This window comes from Streptomyces malaysiensis subsp. malaysiensis, from assembly GCF_040653035.1.
Classification (GTDB): domain Bacteria; phylum Actinomycetota; class Actinomycetes; order Streptomycetales; family Streptomycetaceae; genus Streptomyces; species Streptomyces malaysiensis.
This window is the reverse complement of record NZ_JBEZNG010000013.1, coordinates 111,542-128,036: the sequence shown is the minus strand read 5'-3', so window position 1 is coordinate 128,036 and position 16,495 is coordinate 111,542. Positions and strand designations below refer to the sequence as shown.

The 16,495-nt window shown below is 71.6% G+C and carries 16 protein-coding genes and 1 riboswitch; of the genes, 10 read left to right on the top strand and 6 right to left on the bottom strand.

What is annotated here, in order from left to right; all coding sequences use genetic code 11:
- Positions 1-31: 31 nt before the first annotated feature.
- The 3 genes from AB0E24_RS25245 to AB0E24_RS25235 all read left to right on the top strand — a co-directional run bounded on the left by AB0E24_RS25245 (position 32) and on the right by AB0E24_RS25235 (position 2,691).
- The gene (locus AB0E24_RS25245) at positions 32-1,237 is read left to right on the top strand and encodes an MFS transporter (protein ID WP_147967423.1); all 1,206 of its coding nucleotides are present in this window, start codon (positions 32-34) and stop codon (positions 1,235-1,237) included.
- A gap of 138 nt (positions 1,238-1,375) precedes the next feature.
- Entirely contained in the window at positions 1,376-1,801 is a 426-nt protein-coding gene (locus tag AB0E24_RS25240) for a GlcG/HbpS family heme-binding protein (protein ID WP_102933841.1), read from the top strand.
- Positions 1,802-1,866: 65 nt separating this feature from the next.
- Entirely contained in the window at positions 1,867-2,691 is an 825-nt protein-coding gene (locus AB0E24_RS25235) for an aldo/keto reductase (RefSeq protein WP_359380148.1), read from the top strand.
- A 162-nt stretch (positions 2,692-2,853) separates the two neighbouring features.
- Here AB0E24_RS25235 and AB0E24_RS25230 read toward each other — a convergent pair whose 3' ends face one another.
- Both AB0E24_RS25230 and AB0E24_RS25225 read right to left on the bottom strand, forming a co-directional pair.
- Positions 2,854-3,441, bottom strand: a complete 588-nt coding sequence (locus tag AB0E24_RS25230) for a hypothetical protein (RefSeq protein ID WP_359380146.1) — start codon at positions 3,439-3,441, stop codon at positions 2,854-2,856.
- A gap of 184 nt (positions 3,442-3,625) precedes the next feature.
- Positions 3,626-4,099, bottom strand: a complete 474-nt coding sequence (locus AB0E24_RS25225; protein WP_359380143.1) for a MarR family winged helix-turn-helix transcriptional regulator — start codon at positions 4,097-4,099, stop codon at positions 3,626-3,628.
- Positions 4,100-4,232: 133 nt separating this feature from the next.
- On the opposite strand from AB0E24_RS25225, the gene AB0E24_RS25220 reads away from it, so the two are divergent.
- The 3 genes from AB0E24_RS25220 (at position 4,233) to AB0E24_RS25210 (ending at position 7,298) form a co-directional block, all read left to right on the top strand.
- Positions 4,233-5,297, top strand: a complete 1,065-nt coding sequence (locus AB0E24_RS25220) for an alkene reductase (RefSeq protein WP_359380140.1) — start codon at positions 4,233-4,235, stop codon at positions 5,295-5,297.
- A 37-nt stretch (positions 5,298-5,334) separates the two neighbouring features.
- A complete protein-coding gene (locus AB0E24_RS25215) occupies positions 5,335-6,222 on the top strand; it encodes an AraC family transcriptional regulator (protein ID WP_359380138.1) in 888 nt (295 codons plus the stop codon).
- Between the two features lie 227 nt (positions 6,223-6,449).
- Positions 6,450-7,298: an alpha/beta fold hydrolase gene (locus AB0E24_RS25210; RefSeq protein WP_100808005.1), complete on the top strand. Its 849-nt coding sequence runs from the start codon at positions 6,450-6,452 to the stop codon at positions 7,296-7,298.
- Positions 7,299-7,352: 54 nt separating this feature from the next.
- On the opposite strand, the gene AB0E24_RS25205 is transcribed toward AB0E24_RS25210, so the two are convergent.
- Positions 7,353-8,303: an SDR family NAD(P)-dependent oxidoreductase gene (locus AB0E24_RS25205; RefSeq protein WP_359380135.1), complete on the bottom strand. Its 951-nt coding sequence runs from the start codon at positions 8,301-8,303 to the stop codon at positions 7,353-7,355.
- 150 nt (positions 8,304-8,453) lie between these two features.
- Here AB0E24_RS25205 and AB0E24_RS25200 point away from each other — a divergent pair, with 150 nt between their 5' ends.
- Positions 8,454-9,317 carry a helix-turn-helix transcriptional regulator gene (locus tag AB0E24_RS25200; RefSeq protein WP_079256686.1) on the top strand — a complete coding sequence of 288 codons (864 nt, stop codon included), beginning with the start codon at positions 8,454-8,456 and terminating at the stop codon, positions 9,315-9,317.
- 75 nt (positions 9,318-9,392) lie between these two features.
- Here the strand turns inward: AB0E24_RS25200 and metE are convergent, their stop codons facing one another.
- Both metE and AB0E24_RS25190 read right to left on the bottom strand, forming a co-directional pair.
- Positions 9,393-11,711, bottom strand: coding sequence for a 5-methyltetrahydropteroyltriglutamate--homocysteine S-methyltransferase (gene metE, locus AB0E24_RS25195; RefSeq protein WP_359380131.1), 2,319 nt, complete (start codon positions 11,709-11,711; stop codon positions 9,393-9,395).
- Positions 11,712-11,877: 166 nt separating this feature from the next.
- A riboswitch (cobalamin riboswitch) is annotated at positions 11,878-12,098 on the bottom strand.
- A 184-nt stretch (positions 12,099-12,282) separates the two neighbouring features.
- Positions 12,283-12,507, bottom strand: a complete 225-nt coding sequence (locus AB0E24_RS25190) for a hypothetical protein (protein WP_069861965.1) — start codon at positions 12,505-12,507, stop codon at positions 12,283-12,285.
- A gap of 403 nt (positions 12,508-12,910) precedes the next feature.
- Between AB0E24_RS25190 and AB0E24_RS25185 the strand changes: the two genes are divergently transcribed.
- On the top strand, positions 12,911-13,393 hold the full coding sequence (locus tag AB0E24_RS25185) for a molybdopterin-dependent oxidoreductase (RefSeq protein ID WP_359380127.1): 483 nt from the start codon (positions 12,911-12,913) through the stop codon (positions 13,391-13,393).
- A 28-nt stretch (positions 13,394-13,421) separates the two neighbouring features.
- On the opposite strand, the gene AB0E24_RS25180 is transcribed toward AB0E24_RS25185, so the two are convergent.
- A complete protein-coding gene (locus AB0E24_RS25180; RefSeq protein WP_359380124.1) occupies positions 13,422-14,273 on the bottom strand; it encodes a putative RNA methyltransferase in 852 nt (283 codons plus the stop codon).
- A 318-nt stretch (positions 14,274-14,591) separates the two neighbouring features.
- On the opposite strand from AB0E24_RS25180, the gene AB0E24_RS25175 reads away from it, so the two are divergent.
- The gene (locus AB0E24_RS25175) at positions 14,592-15,005 is read left to right on the top strand and encodes a (R)-mandelonitrile lyase (RefSeq protein WP_069861971.1); all 414 of its coding nucleotides are present in this window, start codon (positions 14,592-14,594) and stop codon (positions 15,003-15,005) included.
- 209 nt (positions 15,006-15,214) lie between these two features.
- Positions 15,215-16,459, top strand: coding sequence for a glycoside hydrolase family 99 protein (locus tag AB0E24_RS25170; RefSeq protein ID WP_435865316.1), 1,245 nt, complete (start codon positions 15,215-15,217; stop codon positions 16,457-16,459).
- Positions 16,460-16,495: the final 36 nt, after the last annotated feature.

Genomic DNA, 16,495 nt, shown 5'->3' with positions numbered 1-16,495 from the left:
GGGCGGTAGCAATCACTTGGAGTGAACTTTCATGCCCATCGCACTGCTGGCCCTTGCCATCGGGGCCTTCGGGATCGGAACCACCGAGTTCGTGATCATGGGCCTGTTGCCCGAGGTCGCGGGGGACTTCGATGTGTCCATCCCCACCGCCGGGTTCCTGGTGACCGGCTACGCGCTCGGCGTCATGGTCGGCGCGCCGCTGATGACCGCGCTCGGTACGAAGATCTCCCGCAAGCACATGCTGATGCTGTTGATGGCGCTGTTCGTGGTGGGCAATCTGCTCTCCGCGCTCGCCCCCGCCTTCGGTGTGATGGCCGTGGGACGGATCGTCGCGTCCTTCGCGCACGGCGCGTTCTTCGGCATCGGCTCGGTCGTCGCGGCCGACCTGGTCGCGCCCGAGAAGAAGGCCGGTGCCATCTCGATGATGTTCACCGGACTGACCGTCGCCAACGTCGTCGGCGTACCGCTGGGCACCTCGATCGGCCAGTCGCTGGGGTGGCGGACCACGTTCTTCCTCGTCGCCGCGCTCGGTGTGATCGGCCTCGTGGGCATCGCCAAGCTCGTCCCCGACATCCCCAAGCCGGAGGGTGTCCACCTGGTCCATGAGCTGGCCGCCTTCCGCAACGCCCAGGTGCTGCTGGCCATGGCGATGACCGTGCTCGGCTTCGGCGGTGTCTTCGCCGCCATCACCTACATCGCGCCGATGATGACCGAGGTGGCCGGCTACGCGGACTCCTCCGTCACCTGGCTGCTGGTCCTCTTCGGCCTGGGCATGGTCGGTGGCAACCTCCTCGGGGGCCGGTTCGCCGACCGGGCCCTGATGCCGATGCTGTACGTATCGCTGGGCGCCCTCGCGCTGGTGCTGGCCGCGTTCACCTTCACCGCGCACAACAAGATCGCGGCCGCCGTCTCCATCGCTCTCGTCGGCGCCCTGGGCTTCGCGACCGTCCCCCCGCTACAGAAGCGGGTGCTGGACCACGCGGCGGGCGCCCCCACCCTCGCCTCCGCCGTCAACATCGGCGCCTTCAACCTGGGCAACGCGCTCTCGGCCTGGCTCGGCGGCCTGGTGATCTCGGCCGGGCTCGGCTACACCGCCCCCAACTGGGTCGGCGCCATCCTCGCCGGATCCGCCCTGGTCCTCGCCGTCCTCTCGGCCGCCCTGGAGCGCCGCGGCGCCCGCCACCGCCACACCCACGACGGCACCACGCGGGCCCACGTGGCCGCCGCCCGGCACTGAGCCCCCCCCGACCCTGGCCACCCCGACCCTGGCCACCCCGGCACTGAGCCCCCCCGACCCTGGCCACTCCGACCCTGGCCACTCCGACCCTGAGTGCCCCCAACACCACACCCCCACCGTCAAGGAGACCAACCCGCCATGAGCACCCCCGCGACCGCCCTCGCCCCGCTGACCACCCAGGACGCCGAGGCCCTCGTCCAGGCCGCCCGCGCCGCCGCCGAGGCGGCCGGGGTGACGGCCGCGATCAGCGTCGTCGACGCCGGTGGCCACCTCCTGGCCTTCCGGCGCGACGACCGGGCCGTACTGATCGCGGGGGAGACCAGCACCCGCAAGGCGTTCACCGCGCTCCAACTGGACGCCCCCACCGCGGACCTGGTCGAGGCGGTCCAGCCCGGAGGTGTCTTCCACACCCTGCCCACTGCCCTCGACCGTCCGCTGCTGTTCCTCGCCGGTGGCGTCCCGGTCCACCGCGACGGCCGGCTCATCGGCGCGATCGGTGTGGGCGGCGGCGCTCCCGAGCAGGACCACGAGATCGCCACCACCGCGGTCGCGACCCTCGGCTGACCCCCGAACCACAACACACCGCGGAACACCCACCCGCACACCCGAACGATCCGACGAAGGACACCATGACCTCCGTACCCAACGTCACCCTCCACACCGGCCTCGAGATCCCGCAGCTGGGCTTCGGCGTCTTCCAGGTGGAGGACGAGCAGACCACCTCCGCGGTGCTCTCCGCCATCGAGGCCGGCTACCGCAGCATCGACACCGCGGCGATCTACGGCAACGAGGCCGGGGTCGGCCGTGCCCTGGCCACCTCCGGCGTCCCCCGCGAGGAGCTGTTCCTCACCACCAAGCTGTGGAACGCCGACCAGGGGTACGACTCCACCGTCGCGGCCTTCGACACCAGCCTGGCCAAGCTGGGCACCGACTATGTGGACCTCTACCTGATCCACTGGCCCACCCCCGCCCGGGACCGCTACCTGGACACGTGGCGCGCCCTGGAGAAGCTGCTGGCCGACGGCCGCACCCGCGCCATCGGCGTGTCCAACTTCCAGCCCGCCCACCTGGAGCGGCTGCTCGACCACAGCGGTGTGGTCCCGGTCATCAACCAGGTCGAGCTGCACCCCTACCTCCAGCAGCGGGAGCTGCGGGCCTTCCACGCCCAGCACGACATCGCCACCGAGGCGTGGAGCCCGCTGGCCCAGGGTGCCCTGCTCCAGGACCCCGCCCTCGACGCGATAGCGCGGCGGCACGGCAGGACCCCCGCCCAGGTGGTGCTGCGCTGGCACCTTCAGCTGGGGAACGTCGTGATCCCCAAGTCCGTGACCCCCGCCCGTATCCGGGAGAACATCGACGTCTTCGACTTCACCCTCACCGCCGAGGACATCGAGGCGATCAACGCTCTCGACCGTGGGCAGCGCACCGGACCCGACCCCGACACCCTCAACTGACCCCGCCGCCCCCTCGACCGCGCCGCCGTGGCCGTGCCCACCAGCCGGCCGCGGCGGCGCGGCCCCGTTTCCGCACCCGTCTCCCTCTCCTGGAAGCCGACTTCGCGCCGCGTTCGCCCGGGAGCCCGTCGGCGGAGAGCCGACGACCGGGCACCGGGCCGGTCAGCCGGAGACGATGTGGAGGATCGCGGTGCCGTCCTCCCCGGCCGTCATCTGGATCACCACGGCGTTCGGCTGGGCGGCCGGTCGGTCCTTCCCCAGTCTGCCGCACGAGTTGGCGCTGCCATGGTCGCGCAGAACGGTGATGCACCCCTGGCCCGGCCCGCTCGCCTCGCCCTGGGAGCGGCCGCCCGACGACTTCACCGTGTACTCGACCTTGTTCGGGCCGACCTCGGTCACGGACAGCGTGGCCGGACCGGCCGGGCCCTTGAAGCGGACCGTCACCGGTTCGGACACCGCGATCTCGCAATTGCCGTCCGCGCAGGCGCCGGCGTCCCGCCCGTCCGCCGCCGACACCGAGGGTTTCGCCGAGGCCGAGGCCGAGGCGGAGGCGTCGCCGGAGGAGCCTCCCGAGGGCTGCGCGGAACGGGACGCCGACGCGGGCCCGCTGTGGGAGGGCGCCCCGTCCTCCTTGTCCGACCCACCACAACCGGCCACGGCCACCGCGGCCAGCACCGCCAGCGCAAGCCCTGACCCGGCCTGACGCGCTCGTGCCCGTCGAGTTCCGCGTACCGATGTCGTCGTGGCCATGATGTCCCCAGTGTTCCGGCGTGCCCGGGTTCGACGTTTTCAGCCGCCAGTCTTCCCCAGCGCCTCCGTCGCCGCCCCCTCGCGACACGCGCCAAACGGCGGGTACCGCCGGGCACCCGTCCACCCCGCGCTCCCACCTTCCGGCGGGGCCGGACAGTGGGCGGGCGGGATCCCGCGCCCCGGCTCAGGCGCCCGTGCCGGAGGCGAGGTTCTTCTCGACCTTCGCCAGGATGGTGGCGAAGGCGTCACGCTCCGCGTCGTCGAGCCCGTCCAGGATGCGCTCCTCCAGCCGCGCCCAGATGTGCGCGACCTCGGGCCGCAGGGTGTAGCTCTCCTCCGAGGCCCGGACGAGCATGACGCGCCGGTCCTGCGGATCGCGTGAGCGGACGACATGGCCGCCCTGCTCCAGCCGCCGCAGCATCAGGGTCACGGTCGACGGGTCCAGGTCGAGCGCCTTCGCCAGGTCCGACTGGCGGACCGATCCGGCGTCCCACAGGGTCATCATCAGGAATTCCTGGCCGGAGCAGAGGCCGGTCGGGCGCAGCAGCTTGCCCCCGGCCAGGCGGTGCAGTCGGGAAACCCGCGCCAGGGTCTGGCTGACGGGGCCGCCGTATCCGGTCTCCGTCGTATCGGCGGGCGGGAACTGCTCTGACGTCATGGCCGCAAGGCTATCGTGGCCGGCCAATCATTGGCCACCCAATGAATCGGTTATGGTGGCTCTCCGATGAGATCGTTGGCCGCCCAATGATCTCGTTGTCGACTGTTGTGCCCCATCGACCTCGGGAGCCGTTGTGACCTCACCCTTCGATCCGATCGACCTGGCCGGGCTGCGGCTGCGCAACCGGCTGGTGATGCCCGCCATGGGGCGCGCCCGCGCCTTCGGGCCCGGCAATACGGCCACCGACTCCATGGCGACGTACTACGCGCAGCGGGCCACGGCCGGCCTGATCATCACCGAGGGGTCGCAGCCGTCAGTGGTCGGCCAGGGCTTCCCCAACACCCCGGGGCTGCACAGCGCCGAGCAGATCGCCGCCTGGCGCCGTGTCACCGACGCGGTGCACGCCCAGGGCGGCACGGTCTTCGCCCAAATCTCGCACGTCGGCCGGGTCGGCGACCCCGCGCTGCTGCCCGACGGGCTGATCCAGGTCGCCCCCTCGGCCGTCGCCGCGCCCGGGCGGCTGTTCACCCTCGACGGGATGAAGGACTTCGGCACCCCGCACGAGCTGACCTCCCAGGAGGTGCGGGAGACGATCGCGGACTTCGGCCGTGCCGCGCACAACGCCATCGAGGCGGGGTTCGACGGGGTCGAACTGCACGCCGCCTACGGCTACTTGATCCACCAGTTCCTGGCCCCCAGCGCCAATCTGCGCACCGATGAGTGGGGTGGCTCCATCGAAGGCCGGGTCCGGTTCGCGGCCGAGGTGGTCGCGGCCGTCTCGGCGGCCATCGGCGCCCGGCGCACCGGGATCCGCATCTCGCCCGGGATCCGCTACAACGGAATCGAGGAGCCCGACCTCGAGCCCACCTACGTCCAGCTCGTCCGACGGCTGAACGAGACCGGCCCCGCCTATCTCCACCTCGTCGAGGACTCCCGCGATCTGACCGGCATCCTCCGCAAGGAGTTCTCCGGAACCCTCATCCTCAACCCCGCGACAGACGGTTTCACCGGCGCGGAGGACCTGGCGCTCATCGAGGACGGCACGGCCGACATGCTGTCCTTCGGCGCGCTGTTCCTCGCCAACCCCGATCTGCCGGCCCGGCTGCGGGCGGGCGGGCCGTACAACACACCCGATGAGACGACCTACTACGGCGGCAGCGACAGGGGGTACATCGACTACCCCTCCCTGAACGCCTGAACGCCTGAACGCGCCCGAACCTCGTATCCTGGGCGCGGTGTGTGACGTTCCGGATTTCGACCTCGAACCGTATGCCGGATTCGACGCGAATCCGTATGTCGAGCGGACGTTCAGCAGCTGGGACAGGCTCGGCTGGCGGTCGCTGCTGCTCCAGCGGTTCCAGCACACCGCGCGAGCGGAGAGCGTGGCCTTGCCCGCCACCGAGGATCTGCATCTGATGCTCACCGTCGCGGGCGACGCGTCCATGGAGACCCGTACCGATGGGCGCTGGCGGCAGCGGCGGTGGATCCCCGGGCAGCTCGAGATGGCGGTTCCGGGCGTGGCCTCGGTGCGCCGCTACCGGTCGGTGGTCCCGCTGCGGACCCTTCAGGTGCACATCCCGTATGTCACCGTCGCCCGTACGGCGGAGCAGCTGGGCGGGGCGCGGATCGACTACGAGCGGATGGCCGCCGCGGTGGCCTCGGGGGATCCGCTCGTGGAACACACCCTGCGGTCGTTGGGCGCGGCCGGTGAGGGCGACGATCTGTATGCGGAGTCCGCGGCCACGTTCCTCGCCGTGCACGTGCTGACCCGCGGCCTCCGGCCACCCGAGGAGAGCCGACCGGGCGCCGAGGGGCCCTGGGTGCACAAGGCCGTGGCGATGATGCGGGACCGGCTGGGTGGCCCCCTGACGGTGGCGGACATGGCCGCCGAGGTCGGCTTCAGCGTCTACCACTTCATCCGGGTCTTCAAGGACGCCACCGGCCAGACTCCCCACCGCTACCTCACCCGGCTGCGCGTCGAGGAGGCGCAGCGGCTCCTCCGGGCGGATGGGCTGTCCGTCGCGCAGATCGCCACGCGGTGCGGATTCGGCAGCCCCGGCTCACTGTCCACGGCGTTCCTGCGGCACACCGGTGTACGGCCGTCGGCCTATCGCGATCAGTGAGCCATACCCCACGGGCGGAGCGACGCCCGCTATCGAACCCTTCGCCCTCTCCGTTCCCGATGCCGCGCCACTTCCGTACGGTCTCCGCGGTCGTGGCACAAAATGGATAGAGCGGCTATTTCCCCGGACTGGAGCAGCCCGCGTCGCTGGTGCGGGAGGTGCGGGACGCCTTCCGCGGTCCGCGGTGACGCACCGCACCCGGGGACCGACGACATAAGGGAACGACGATGTCCACTCCACCCACCCCATTGCTGTTTCTGCACGGCAATTGGCATGGCTCCTGGTGCTGGACGGGGGTGATCGCCGCTCTGGCGGGGACCGGCCGTGCGGCCGTCGCCGTGGACATGGCCGGTCATGGGCTCCGCGCACGCAGGCCCGCATGGACCACCCGGCGCCCGGTCGACGAGGAGGCGCTGGCCACCGAGGTCTCGCCGTTGGCGGACGTGGATCTCGACCAGGCGGGCGACCTCCTGGTGTCGCAGCTCGGGCAGATCGGCCGGGGCGGCCCGGTCACGGTGATCGCCCACAGCATGGGCGGCACCGTGCTGACGCGGGCCGCGCAGCGGGCACCCGAGCTGGTGGCCCGCGCGGTGTATCTCAGCGCGGCCATGCCCGCCTCGGACATCCCGGCCATCGCCTACCTCCGGATGCCGGAGAGCGCGGGCAGCCTTGTCCGGCCCTGCATGCGGGCCGATCCCGCCGCGATCGGGGCACTGAGGCTGGACCCCGGCTCGGACGACGCGGAGTATCGGCAGCGGTTGCGGAACGCGTTCTACGGCGATGTCGACCGGACCCTCGCGGACGCCGCCCTCGGACTGCTGACGCCCGACGCCCCGGCCGGTATCGCGTTCGGCACCACCACCCTCACCCGCGACGGCTGGGGATCGGTCCCCCGTACCTACATCACCTGCGCACGCGACATGGCGGTACGCCCGGCCCTCCAGCGGAAGTTCATCGCCGAGGCCGACGCGGCCTTCCCGGACGAGCCCACCGCGGTCGTGGCGCTCGACTCCTCGCACTCACCGTTCCTGTCCATGCCGGGTCGGCTGGCGGACGTGATCGCGGAGCAGGGCTGATCCGGACCCATGGGCCCGGACCGCACGCCCGGGGGACGTCCGGACCTCCGGAGCTCAGGCGGCGTGCGCCATGGTGAACCGTTCCACGGCGTCCCAGAGCTCCCGCTCGCGCCGCGGGTCGTAGGACTCCCGCGACGACCGCGCCACCTCCGTGCGGTCGACATAGGAGCCGGTCGGCGCCGCGGTCGTGCCCAGGACGACATCGGCGAGGTAGCGGCCCGCGGCGCCGCGGCCGGTGGCGAACGGCGTGAGGGCCAGCACCGGCAGGATGCGCCGCATGGCGAACCGGGAGAGGGGCCCGGCGTTGCGGGCGAGGCCGGTGCCGGGGACGAAACCGGGGTTGTAGGCGATGGCGTCGACCCCGGCCGGAAGCCGGCGCGCGTACTCGTGCACGAGGTAGATGGCGGCCAGCTTGCTCGTCGAGTACGCGGTGCGCCCGCCCGCCGTGCTGCCCGGCGCGGGGAAGGCGCCCGTACGGGCGAGGACGTCGGGGGCGTTCCAGACCGGGCCGGGCACCATGCCCAGGTTGTGCTTGAAGTCGCCGAAGTGGGTGTCGCTGACGGTGATCACGATCCGGGCGGGGGCGGCGAAGTGTTCTTGGAGCACGCGGACGAACAGGTGGTTGGCCAGGACGTTGACGGCGAAGGTGGCCTCGAATCCGTCGGGGGACTCGGTCAGCGCGTTGGTGTACTGCATGCCCGCGTTGCCCACGAAGCCGCGCAGCGGTGGCAGGCCACCGCGGTCCAGCCGGTCACGGATCTCGACGGCGGCGGAGCGGACGCTCTCGAGCGAGCCGAGGTCCGCCGGGATATGCGAGACCGTATGCCCGCCGGTGGCGAGTTCGGCGGCGAGCCGGGCGCCGGACGAGGCGTGTGCGCCGGGGGATTCGCGGGCGACGACCAGCAGGTGGGCGTCGGGCGAACGGCGCAGGATGTGCTCCGCGGCGACACGGCCGATTCCGCGGCTCGCGCCCGTCATCACGATGGTGTGCTTCGTAGCGGACATGGAAGGCTCCTTCACGGTCGGCCGATGGCGCCCGGCTCGGGCGCGGCGGCTCCACGTTCGCCGCCTCCGCGGGCGCCGGCCAGTGCCGTCCCCGTCACCAGGACTGGCAGTACCCAGGCTGATCCGGCGCCGGGCGGCGAGAATGGGCCCATGGCTTCCTCCCGCTCCGACTTCGCCGCGCTGCTGCGCGCCTGGCGCGACCGCCTGGCCCCGGCGGACGCGGGCTTCGCCACGACCGCGGGCCGTCGGGCCCCGGGGCTGCGCCGCGAGGAGCTGGCCCAGCTGGCCGGGCTCTCCGTCGACTACATCCTGCGCCTGGAGCAGGGGCGTGCGAAGCACCCCTCCGACCAGGTCGTCGGCGCCCTCGCCCGCGCCCTCCAGCTCTCCCGCGAGGAGCGTGACCAGCTGTACCGGAGCGCCGGGCTGCTGCCGCCGCGGGACGGGACGGTCAGCGCCCATGTGCCCCCGGGCATCCAGCGGCTCGCCGCGCGCCTGGGCGATGTCCCGATCGGGGTGTTCACCGCCGACTGGACCCTGGTGTGGTGGAACGCGATGTGGAGCGCCCTGCACGGCGACCCCGCGGTCCTCCCGGCCGCCGAACGCAACCTCGCCCGCGCCCTGTTCGGCGGCGGCGGTGGCGTCGGCGCCTCGATGCCGCGCATCCGCTTCGAGCACGGACGAGGCGCCTTCGAAGCCTCGATCGTCGCCGACCTCAAGGACGCCACCTCCCGCTATCCGGCCGATGGCCGGCTCGAACGCCTGGTACGGGACTTGCGGGCGGAGTCCGACGCCTTCGCACGGCACTGGGCCACCCGGCCGGCCGCCGCGCAGCACACGGCCGACCGCAAGACGATCCGGCATCCGGAGGTCGGCGACATCCTGCTCGACTGCGATGTGCTCATCGTGCCCGGCGCGGATCTGCGCATGGTCACCTACACGGCGGCGACCGGAAGCAGCGACGCGGGCAAGCTGGACCTCCTCCGCGTCACCGGCGCCTCCGCACCGCGCCCGTGACGTCCGCGTCCATGCCCGCGTCGACCGGCCGGGGCCGGAGCGCATGGCGCCTCCGGCCCCGGCCGGTCGTCCGCGTCAGGACGCGGGCAGCTCACCGCGGACGGTGCGGGCCGCGGCGACCAGGTTGCGCAGTGCGGAGCGCGTCTCCGGCCAGCCGCGGGTCTTCAGACCGCAGTCGGGGTTGACCCACAGCCGTTCGGCGGGGATGGCCCGCAAGCCGGTGCGGAGCAGTTCGGCCGCCTCCCGCGCGCTGGGCACGCGCGGGGAGTGGATGTCGTACACACCGGGCCCGGCCTCGCGCGGATAGCCGTGGGTGGCGAGCTCGCGGGCCACCTGCATATGGGAGCGGGCGGCCTCCAGGCTGATGACATCGGCGTCGAGGTCGTCGATCGCCCGGACGATGTCGCCGAACTCGGCGTAGCACATATGGGTGTGGATCTGGGTGCCGGGACGTACACCGCCGGTGGTGAGGCGGAAGGCTTCGGTCGCCCAGGCCAGATAGGCGGGCCGGTCCCCGGCCCGCAGGGGGAGGGTTTCGCGCAGCGCGGGTTCGTCCACCTGGATCACCGAGGTCCCGGCCGCCTCCAGGTCGTTCACCTCCTCGCGCAGGGCGAGGGCGACCTGGCGCGCGGTGTCGCCGAGGGGCTGGTCGTCGCGGACGAAGGACCAGGCGAGCATGGTGACGGGGCCGGTGAGCATGCCCTTGACCGGGCGCTCGGTGAGGGACTGGGCGTAGGCCGTCCAGCGCACCGTCATCGGCTCGGGGCGTGTGATGTCACCGGCCAGGATCGGCGGGCGGACATAGCGGGTGCCGTAGGACTGGACCCAGCCGTGCCGGGTGGCGAGATAGCCGGTGAGCTGTTCGGCGAAGTACTGGACCATGTCGTTGCGCTCGGCCTCGCCGTGTACCAGCACATCCAGGCCGGTGCGCTCCTGGAAGGAGATCACCTCCCGGATCTCGGCCCTGACCCGCTCCTCGTACCCGGCCCTGTCGATCCGGCCCTCGCGCAGCTCGGCGCGGGCGGTGCGCAGTTCGCCGGTCTGCGGGAAGGAGCCGATGGTGGTGGTCGGCAGCAGCGGGAGGCGGAGGTGTGCGCGCTGGGCCGCGACGCGTTCGGCGTACGGCTGGGAGCGGTGGGCGTCGGCGTCGGTGACCGCGCCGGCGCGGGCGCGGGCGGCCGGGTCGCGGGTGATGGGGGAGGTGGCGCGGGAGGCGAGGGCGGCCCGGTTGGCAGCGAGCTCGGCGGTGATCGCTCCGGTGCCGCGGGTCAGGCCCCTGGCGAGGGTGACGATCTCCGCGGTCTTCTGCCGGGCGAAGGCCAGCCAGCGCAGAATGGGCGGTTCGATGTCCCGCTCGGCGGCGGTGTCGAGGGGGACGTGCAGCAGTGAGCAGGAGGCGGCCACATCGACCCGGCCGGCCAGGCCCAGCAGGGTGCCGAGCGTGGCCAGGGACTTCTCCAGGTCGTTGACCCAGATGTTGCGGCCGTTGACGACACCGGCGATCAGCCGCTTACGGGGCAGGCCGCCGACGGCGGCCAGCTCCTCCAGATGGGCGGCCGCGGCCTCCGTGAAGTCCAGCGCGAGCCCCTCGACCGGGGCCTTGGCCAGTACGGGCAGGGCCTCGCCGAGACGGTCGAAGTACGAGGCGACCAGCAGCTTCGGACGGTCGGCGAGGGCGCCGAGATCGCGGTAGGCGCGGCCGGTGGCGCTCAGCTCGGCCGGTGTGCGGTCCTGGACCAGGGCGGGCTCATCGAGCTGCACCCATTCGGCACCGGCCGCCCGCAGGTCGGCCAGGACCTCGGCGTACACCGGGAGCAGCCGGTCCAGGAGGGTCAGTGGCTCGAAGTCCGCGGGGGCGCCGGGGGCGGGTTTGGCGAGGAGGAGATAGGTGACGGGCCCGACCAGGACCGGCCGCGCCGTGAGGCCCAGGGCGAGGGCCTCCCTGAGTTCCGCGACCTGCCGGGCGGAGTCGGCCGTGAAGACCGTGTCCGGACCCAGTTCGGGTACCAGGTAGTGGTAGTTGGTGTCGAACCACTTGGTCATCTCCAGTGGTGCGACGTCCTGTGTTCCCCGCGCCATCGCGAAGTACCCGTCGAGCGGGTCGGCGGCGACGGCGTCGCGGTGGCGGTCGGGGATCGCGCCGACCATCACGGTGGTGTCCAGCACATGGTCGTAGTACGAGAAGTCCCCGGTGGGGACCTCGTCGATGCCCGCCCCGGCCAGTTGGAGCCAGTTGGCACGGCGCAGTTCTGCGGCGGTGGCCCTCAGCGCGCCGGCGGTGACACGGCCCTTCCAGTAGCCCTCGATGGCCTTCTTCAGTTCCCGGTTCGGCCCCTGACGGGGGTAGCCGTACACGGTGGCCCGTGCTGCCGCGGCAGCGGACTCGGTGGTCACGGAGATCTCCTTCGCGAGATGAATCCCTGAGATCCCGGCGGCGGGACGAGGACGCGAAGGGTGACGGACCTGACGCCACGACCTCGCGCGGTAAACGCGCGGTCGTCCCGCCTGGTGTGTACGCCGACCCGCCCTCGAGGTCACCGGGATGTCCGCGCACGAGTCGTCCGTACGCGGGCAGATGGCAGGTCTTCGGACTCGCGGGCACATCCTCCTCGGAGGACATCTACTGGCCGTCGCTTCCCAGGTCCTCTCACCGGACCCAGTGCGTTGTGACGGCGGTCGTTCCCGCTCACCGCTGCGGGGCAGTCCCGGATTCCCACCGGGTTCCCTCTTGCGACGCGTCCCGCCTGGCGGACGGGGCGAACCAGCTGCACCCGCCAGCCTACGGTGCCGTCCGGCGGTGTGCGGGTCCCGTCCGGAATACGGAAGGTGAGGTGGGACACGCGGTGCCCCGGCAGGTCCGGCCGGGGCACCGCCGCGTACGGCTCGTGGGGGCGGCGCCTCCGGGCCGGTCCGCGTCCGTCGCGCGTGATCGGTCGCGCGTGGTCAGCCGCGCGTCATCGGGGGGTCAGCACGCGCCGGAGTCCGACGCACCCACCAGATTGACCGGGACGGTGACGAAGGAGAACTGATTGCTGGCGCACACGTTGGGGCCGGGGATGGACGTGCTGCTGGAGTTGGTGACGGAGACATCGGGCGTGTCGTCCGCCATGGCGCCGGCCGCGCCGACGGCGAGGGACGCGGCGGCGAGGGTGACCGTGGAGAGGGCGGTGAGAGCGGTCCGCATACGCATGGGAACTCCTTGCTGAGGATGAGCGGCCGGATATGACCGGCTTCGCATGCATGGTGCCCTTTTGTCGGGCGGATCGCGGCTCAACGTCCCCCCAATGGGCGAAGACGATCCCGTCGGCTCGTCCGCCGACGCGCCGTCCGTCCTCCGCCGGTGGGCAGGGCGTGCGCGGTGCCGCCGGAGGTATCGGATGTCGTACGAGCGTCGCCACACTCGTCCACGGTGGCCGGGGCCGGTGCCCGCGGTTCAGGGGTCCGGGCCGCCGCCGATTCCATCGCCCTACCGCAGGTGCGAGGGTAATCGCTCGAACTTCCTCGTATGAGCCGGATCTTTGGTCTATCGGCATGGCATGTGCGTTTGCGCGGGATGGGTGTTCGGGTAACGGTCCACCAGGAGGTGGTAGCCCGTGAGCGACTCCCTCGCAGCTGCCGGTACGGCCGCCGGTCCGATGGCGGAGGTCGCCCTCACCGGCGATGTGAGCCGCCCGGCCCGGATGACGGTGTCCGAGCTGCTGTCCTGGCCCCAGCACCGGGTGCGGGTCAGCTTCGACTGCGCCACCAGCGGGATTCAGCGCCACCGTTTCACCGGGCCGTTCCTGCATGACGTCCTGGTCTCCGCGGGCCCCGCCTTCGATCCGGCCCGGCGCAAGGACCGGCTGCGCTTCCTGATCGCCGTGCACGGAGTGGACGGCCACCACGCCCTGTTGTCCTGGGCCGAGATCGACCCGGACTTCGGCCGTGCGCCCGTCCTGCTCGCGGTCACCATCGACGACACCCCGCTCGACCGCGCGGGCCCTCAGCTCGTCCTGCCCCAGGACCGCTGTGGCGCCCGGTACATCAGCGGTATCGACACGATCCGCGTGGACGGCGGATACACCCTCCGGACCTGACGGCGGGTACGGCCGGGGCCCGGCGGTGTCAGATCAGCGGGCGGTACGCGGTGAGGGTGATGGACACCGTCACCTCGCAGGGCTCGGGCAGCGACGCGATGCGCTCCTCAAGCCGCTCACCGTGCTGGTGCCAGGCGTTGGGCCCCATCCCCACCAGCCGCGGCACGGCCTTGTGGTCCAGTGCCATGGTGCTCCGCGACCGCTCCCGGGCCACCTCGGTGAAGTACGCCGAGAACCGGTCCGCGAGCCGCTCGTCCTTCTGCTCGTCCACCCGTAGCAGCCCCAGGGCCTCGACCAGTTCCCGCAGATGATCGGGCCGGGGCGTCACCACCAGCAGAACGCCCTCGGGGCGCAGGATCCGCCGCAGCTCGGCCGGGTTGCGCGGTGCGAAGACATTGAGGACCACCGACGCGGCCCCGTCGGCGATCGGCAGCCCGTCCCAGGCGTCGGCCACCACCGCGCTGATACGGGGATGTGCCCGCGCGGCCCGGCGGGCGGCGAACTTGGAGATGTCGAGCAGGATGCCCTCGTGGCCGGGGAACTCGGCCATCACCCGGGCGTGGTGGTACCCCGTGCCGCCGCCGATGTCCACGACACAGCCGGGGTCCCCGCCCGTCGGCACCGGTGCCGTGGCGCGCGCCAGCGCGGCCAGGGCCTCGGCGATCGGCGCGTAGTGACCGGCGGCCAGGAAGTCCGCGCGGGCCGCCACCATGGCGGCGGTGTCCGCGCTGAACCTGGCGGCCGCGGGCAGCAGATTGACGTACCCCTGCTTCGCCACGTCGAAGCTGTGCCCCAGGGGACACCGCAGTGTGCCGTCGGTCATCGCCATGGCACCGGAGCAGTGCGGACAGCGAAGGTACCGAACCGCCTCTTTCCGCACCGTGTCCCCCGTTGCCGCTGTTGTCCTGACAGGAGCTCACCCTATGCACTGGTCCACGGGGTGCCGCACACCACCCCCGGCGCCGCGCACCGCCCGCACGGCCGGCCTTCGGGAATTCGCCCAACCGGTTGAGGTGTGAGCCGGGGCTCAAGGCTTCCCGTGTGGCACCGCCCGACGGCCCGCCGAGGGGGAGAGCTTTGTCGCAGCGCGTTTCCGTGCCAGGGGGAAACTCCTCCTCCGCGCGCATCGGCACACGGGGGTGCAGGTGCGAGCCTGGACACCGCGCCACCGGAAAAGGCGAAAGAAAGCAGGAGCACGTTGAAGTTCATCACGCCCCGGCCCACCACGAAGGGCCCCGCGGACTGGTTCACCGGCGATGTGTGGTTCGACGTCGTCTACGTCGGCCAGGAACCCTCCCGGATGCGCGCCAACATGGTGCGCTTCTCCCCGGGCGCCCACACCGCCTGGCATCACCACGCCGTCGGCCAGACCCTGCACGTTGTGGAGGGCGTCGCCCTGGTCGGCACCCGCGACGGCACCGTCTTCGAGGCCCACCCCGGTGAGACCGTGACCTGCCCGCCCGGCGAGGAGCACTGGCACGGTGCCCCGCCGGACCGCTTTATGCAGCACCTGGCGATGTGGGAGGGCCCGGGTGACGACCGCCCCGAGACCACCTGGCTGGAGAAGGTCACCGACGAGCAGTACGGCGGCGCCCGCACCCGCAGCCACTGACCCTCGGCGCGGTCCGTACCACCACGGCCACGGCGACCTCGAACGTCCCGGTCGGCCGGTGTATGGCGCATGGCACATAAACGACGAAAAGCGCTTCCGCCGGAATTCGGCTTTTCGTCAATTAAATTGCGGAATCGTTAATGCGATATTACGCTCCGCCGCAGCGAGCACCCCACACAAGCCGCTCACTGCCGGAAAGGCAGGCCCCCATGGGTATTTCACGCCGCCATCTCATCGGTTCCGCACTCGGCGCCACGGCGCTCGGCGCGCTGGGCGCCGCCAGGCTGACGACGGGCACCGCCACCGCGGCCAGTCCGCCCGGAGACGTCGTCGGCAAGATCACCGTCGGCTATCAGGGCTGGTTCGCCTGTGCGGGTGATGGCGCCCCGATCAACGGCTGGTGGCACTGGGCCGCCAATATGTCCCAGCCGCCGTCGCCGAGCAACACGGGCATCCACAGCTGGCCGGATATGCGCGATTACACCAAGGGCTACAAAACCGACTACAACAACCTCAACAATGGCCAGCCGGCCAACCTGTTCTCCTCCTACGACCAGCAGACCGTGGACACCCACTTCCGCTGGATGCAGCAGTACAACATCGACACCGCCGCCCTCCAGCGCTTCAACCCCTTCAGCCCGGAGGGGCCGACGCGCGACGCCATGGCCACCAAGGTCCGCTCGGCGGCGGAGAAGTACGGCCGGAAGTTCTACATCATGTACGACGCCACCGGCTGGCTCGACATGAAGGGCCAGATGAAGCAGGACTGGACCAACAAGATGAAGGCCCACACCTCGTCCTCCGCCTACGCCAGACAGAACGGCAAGCCGGTGGTGGGCATCTGGGGCTTCGGCTTCAACGAGGGCAACAAGCCCTGGTCGGCCGCGGACTGCCTGGACGTCGTCAACTGGTTCAAGTCGCAGGGGTGTTATGTGATGGGCGGGGTCCCCACCCACTGGCGCTCCGGCAACGAGGACTCACGCCCCGGCTACATCGGCGTCTACCACGCCTTCAACATGCTGTCGCCGTGGATGGTGGGACGGATCGGCAACATCGCCGACACCGACCGCTTCTTCACCAATGTCAACACCCCGGACCAGGCCGACTGCAATGCCAACGGGGTCGACTACCAGCCGTGTGTGCTCCCCGGGGACACCCAGTCGCGGCAGCGCGCGCACGGCGACTTCATGTGGCGGCAGTTCTACAACATGGTGCGGGTGGGCGCACAGGGCATCTACATCTCCATGTTCGACGAGTACAACGAGGGCAATCAGATAGCCAAGACGGCGGAGAACGCCTCGATGGTCCCGGCCGGTTCGGGGATCTGGGCGCTGGACGAGGACGGGACCGTCTGCTCCTCGGACTACTACCTCCGCCTCACCGGTGACGGCGGCCGGATGCTCAAGAAGGAGATCGCGCTGACCCCCAACCGGCCCACCAGGCCGGTCGCCTAGCGGATGTGCCGGGCGGACCCGCCGACCGGGTCCGCC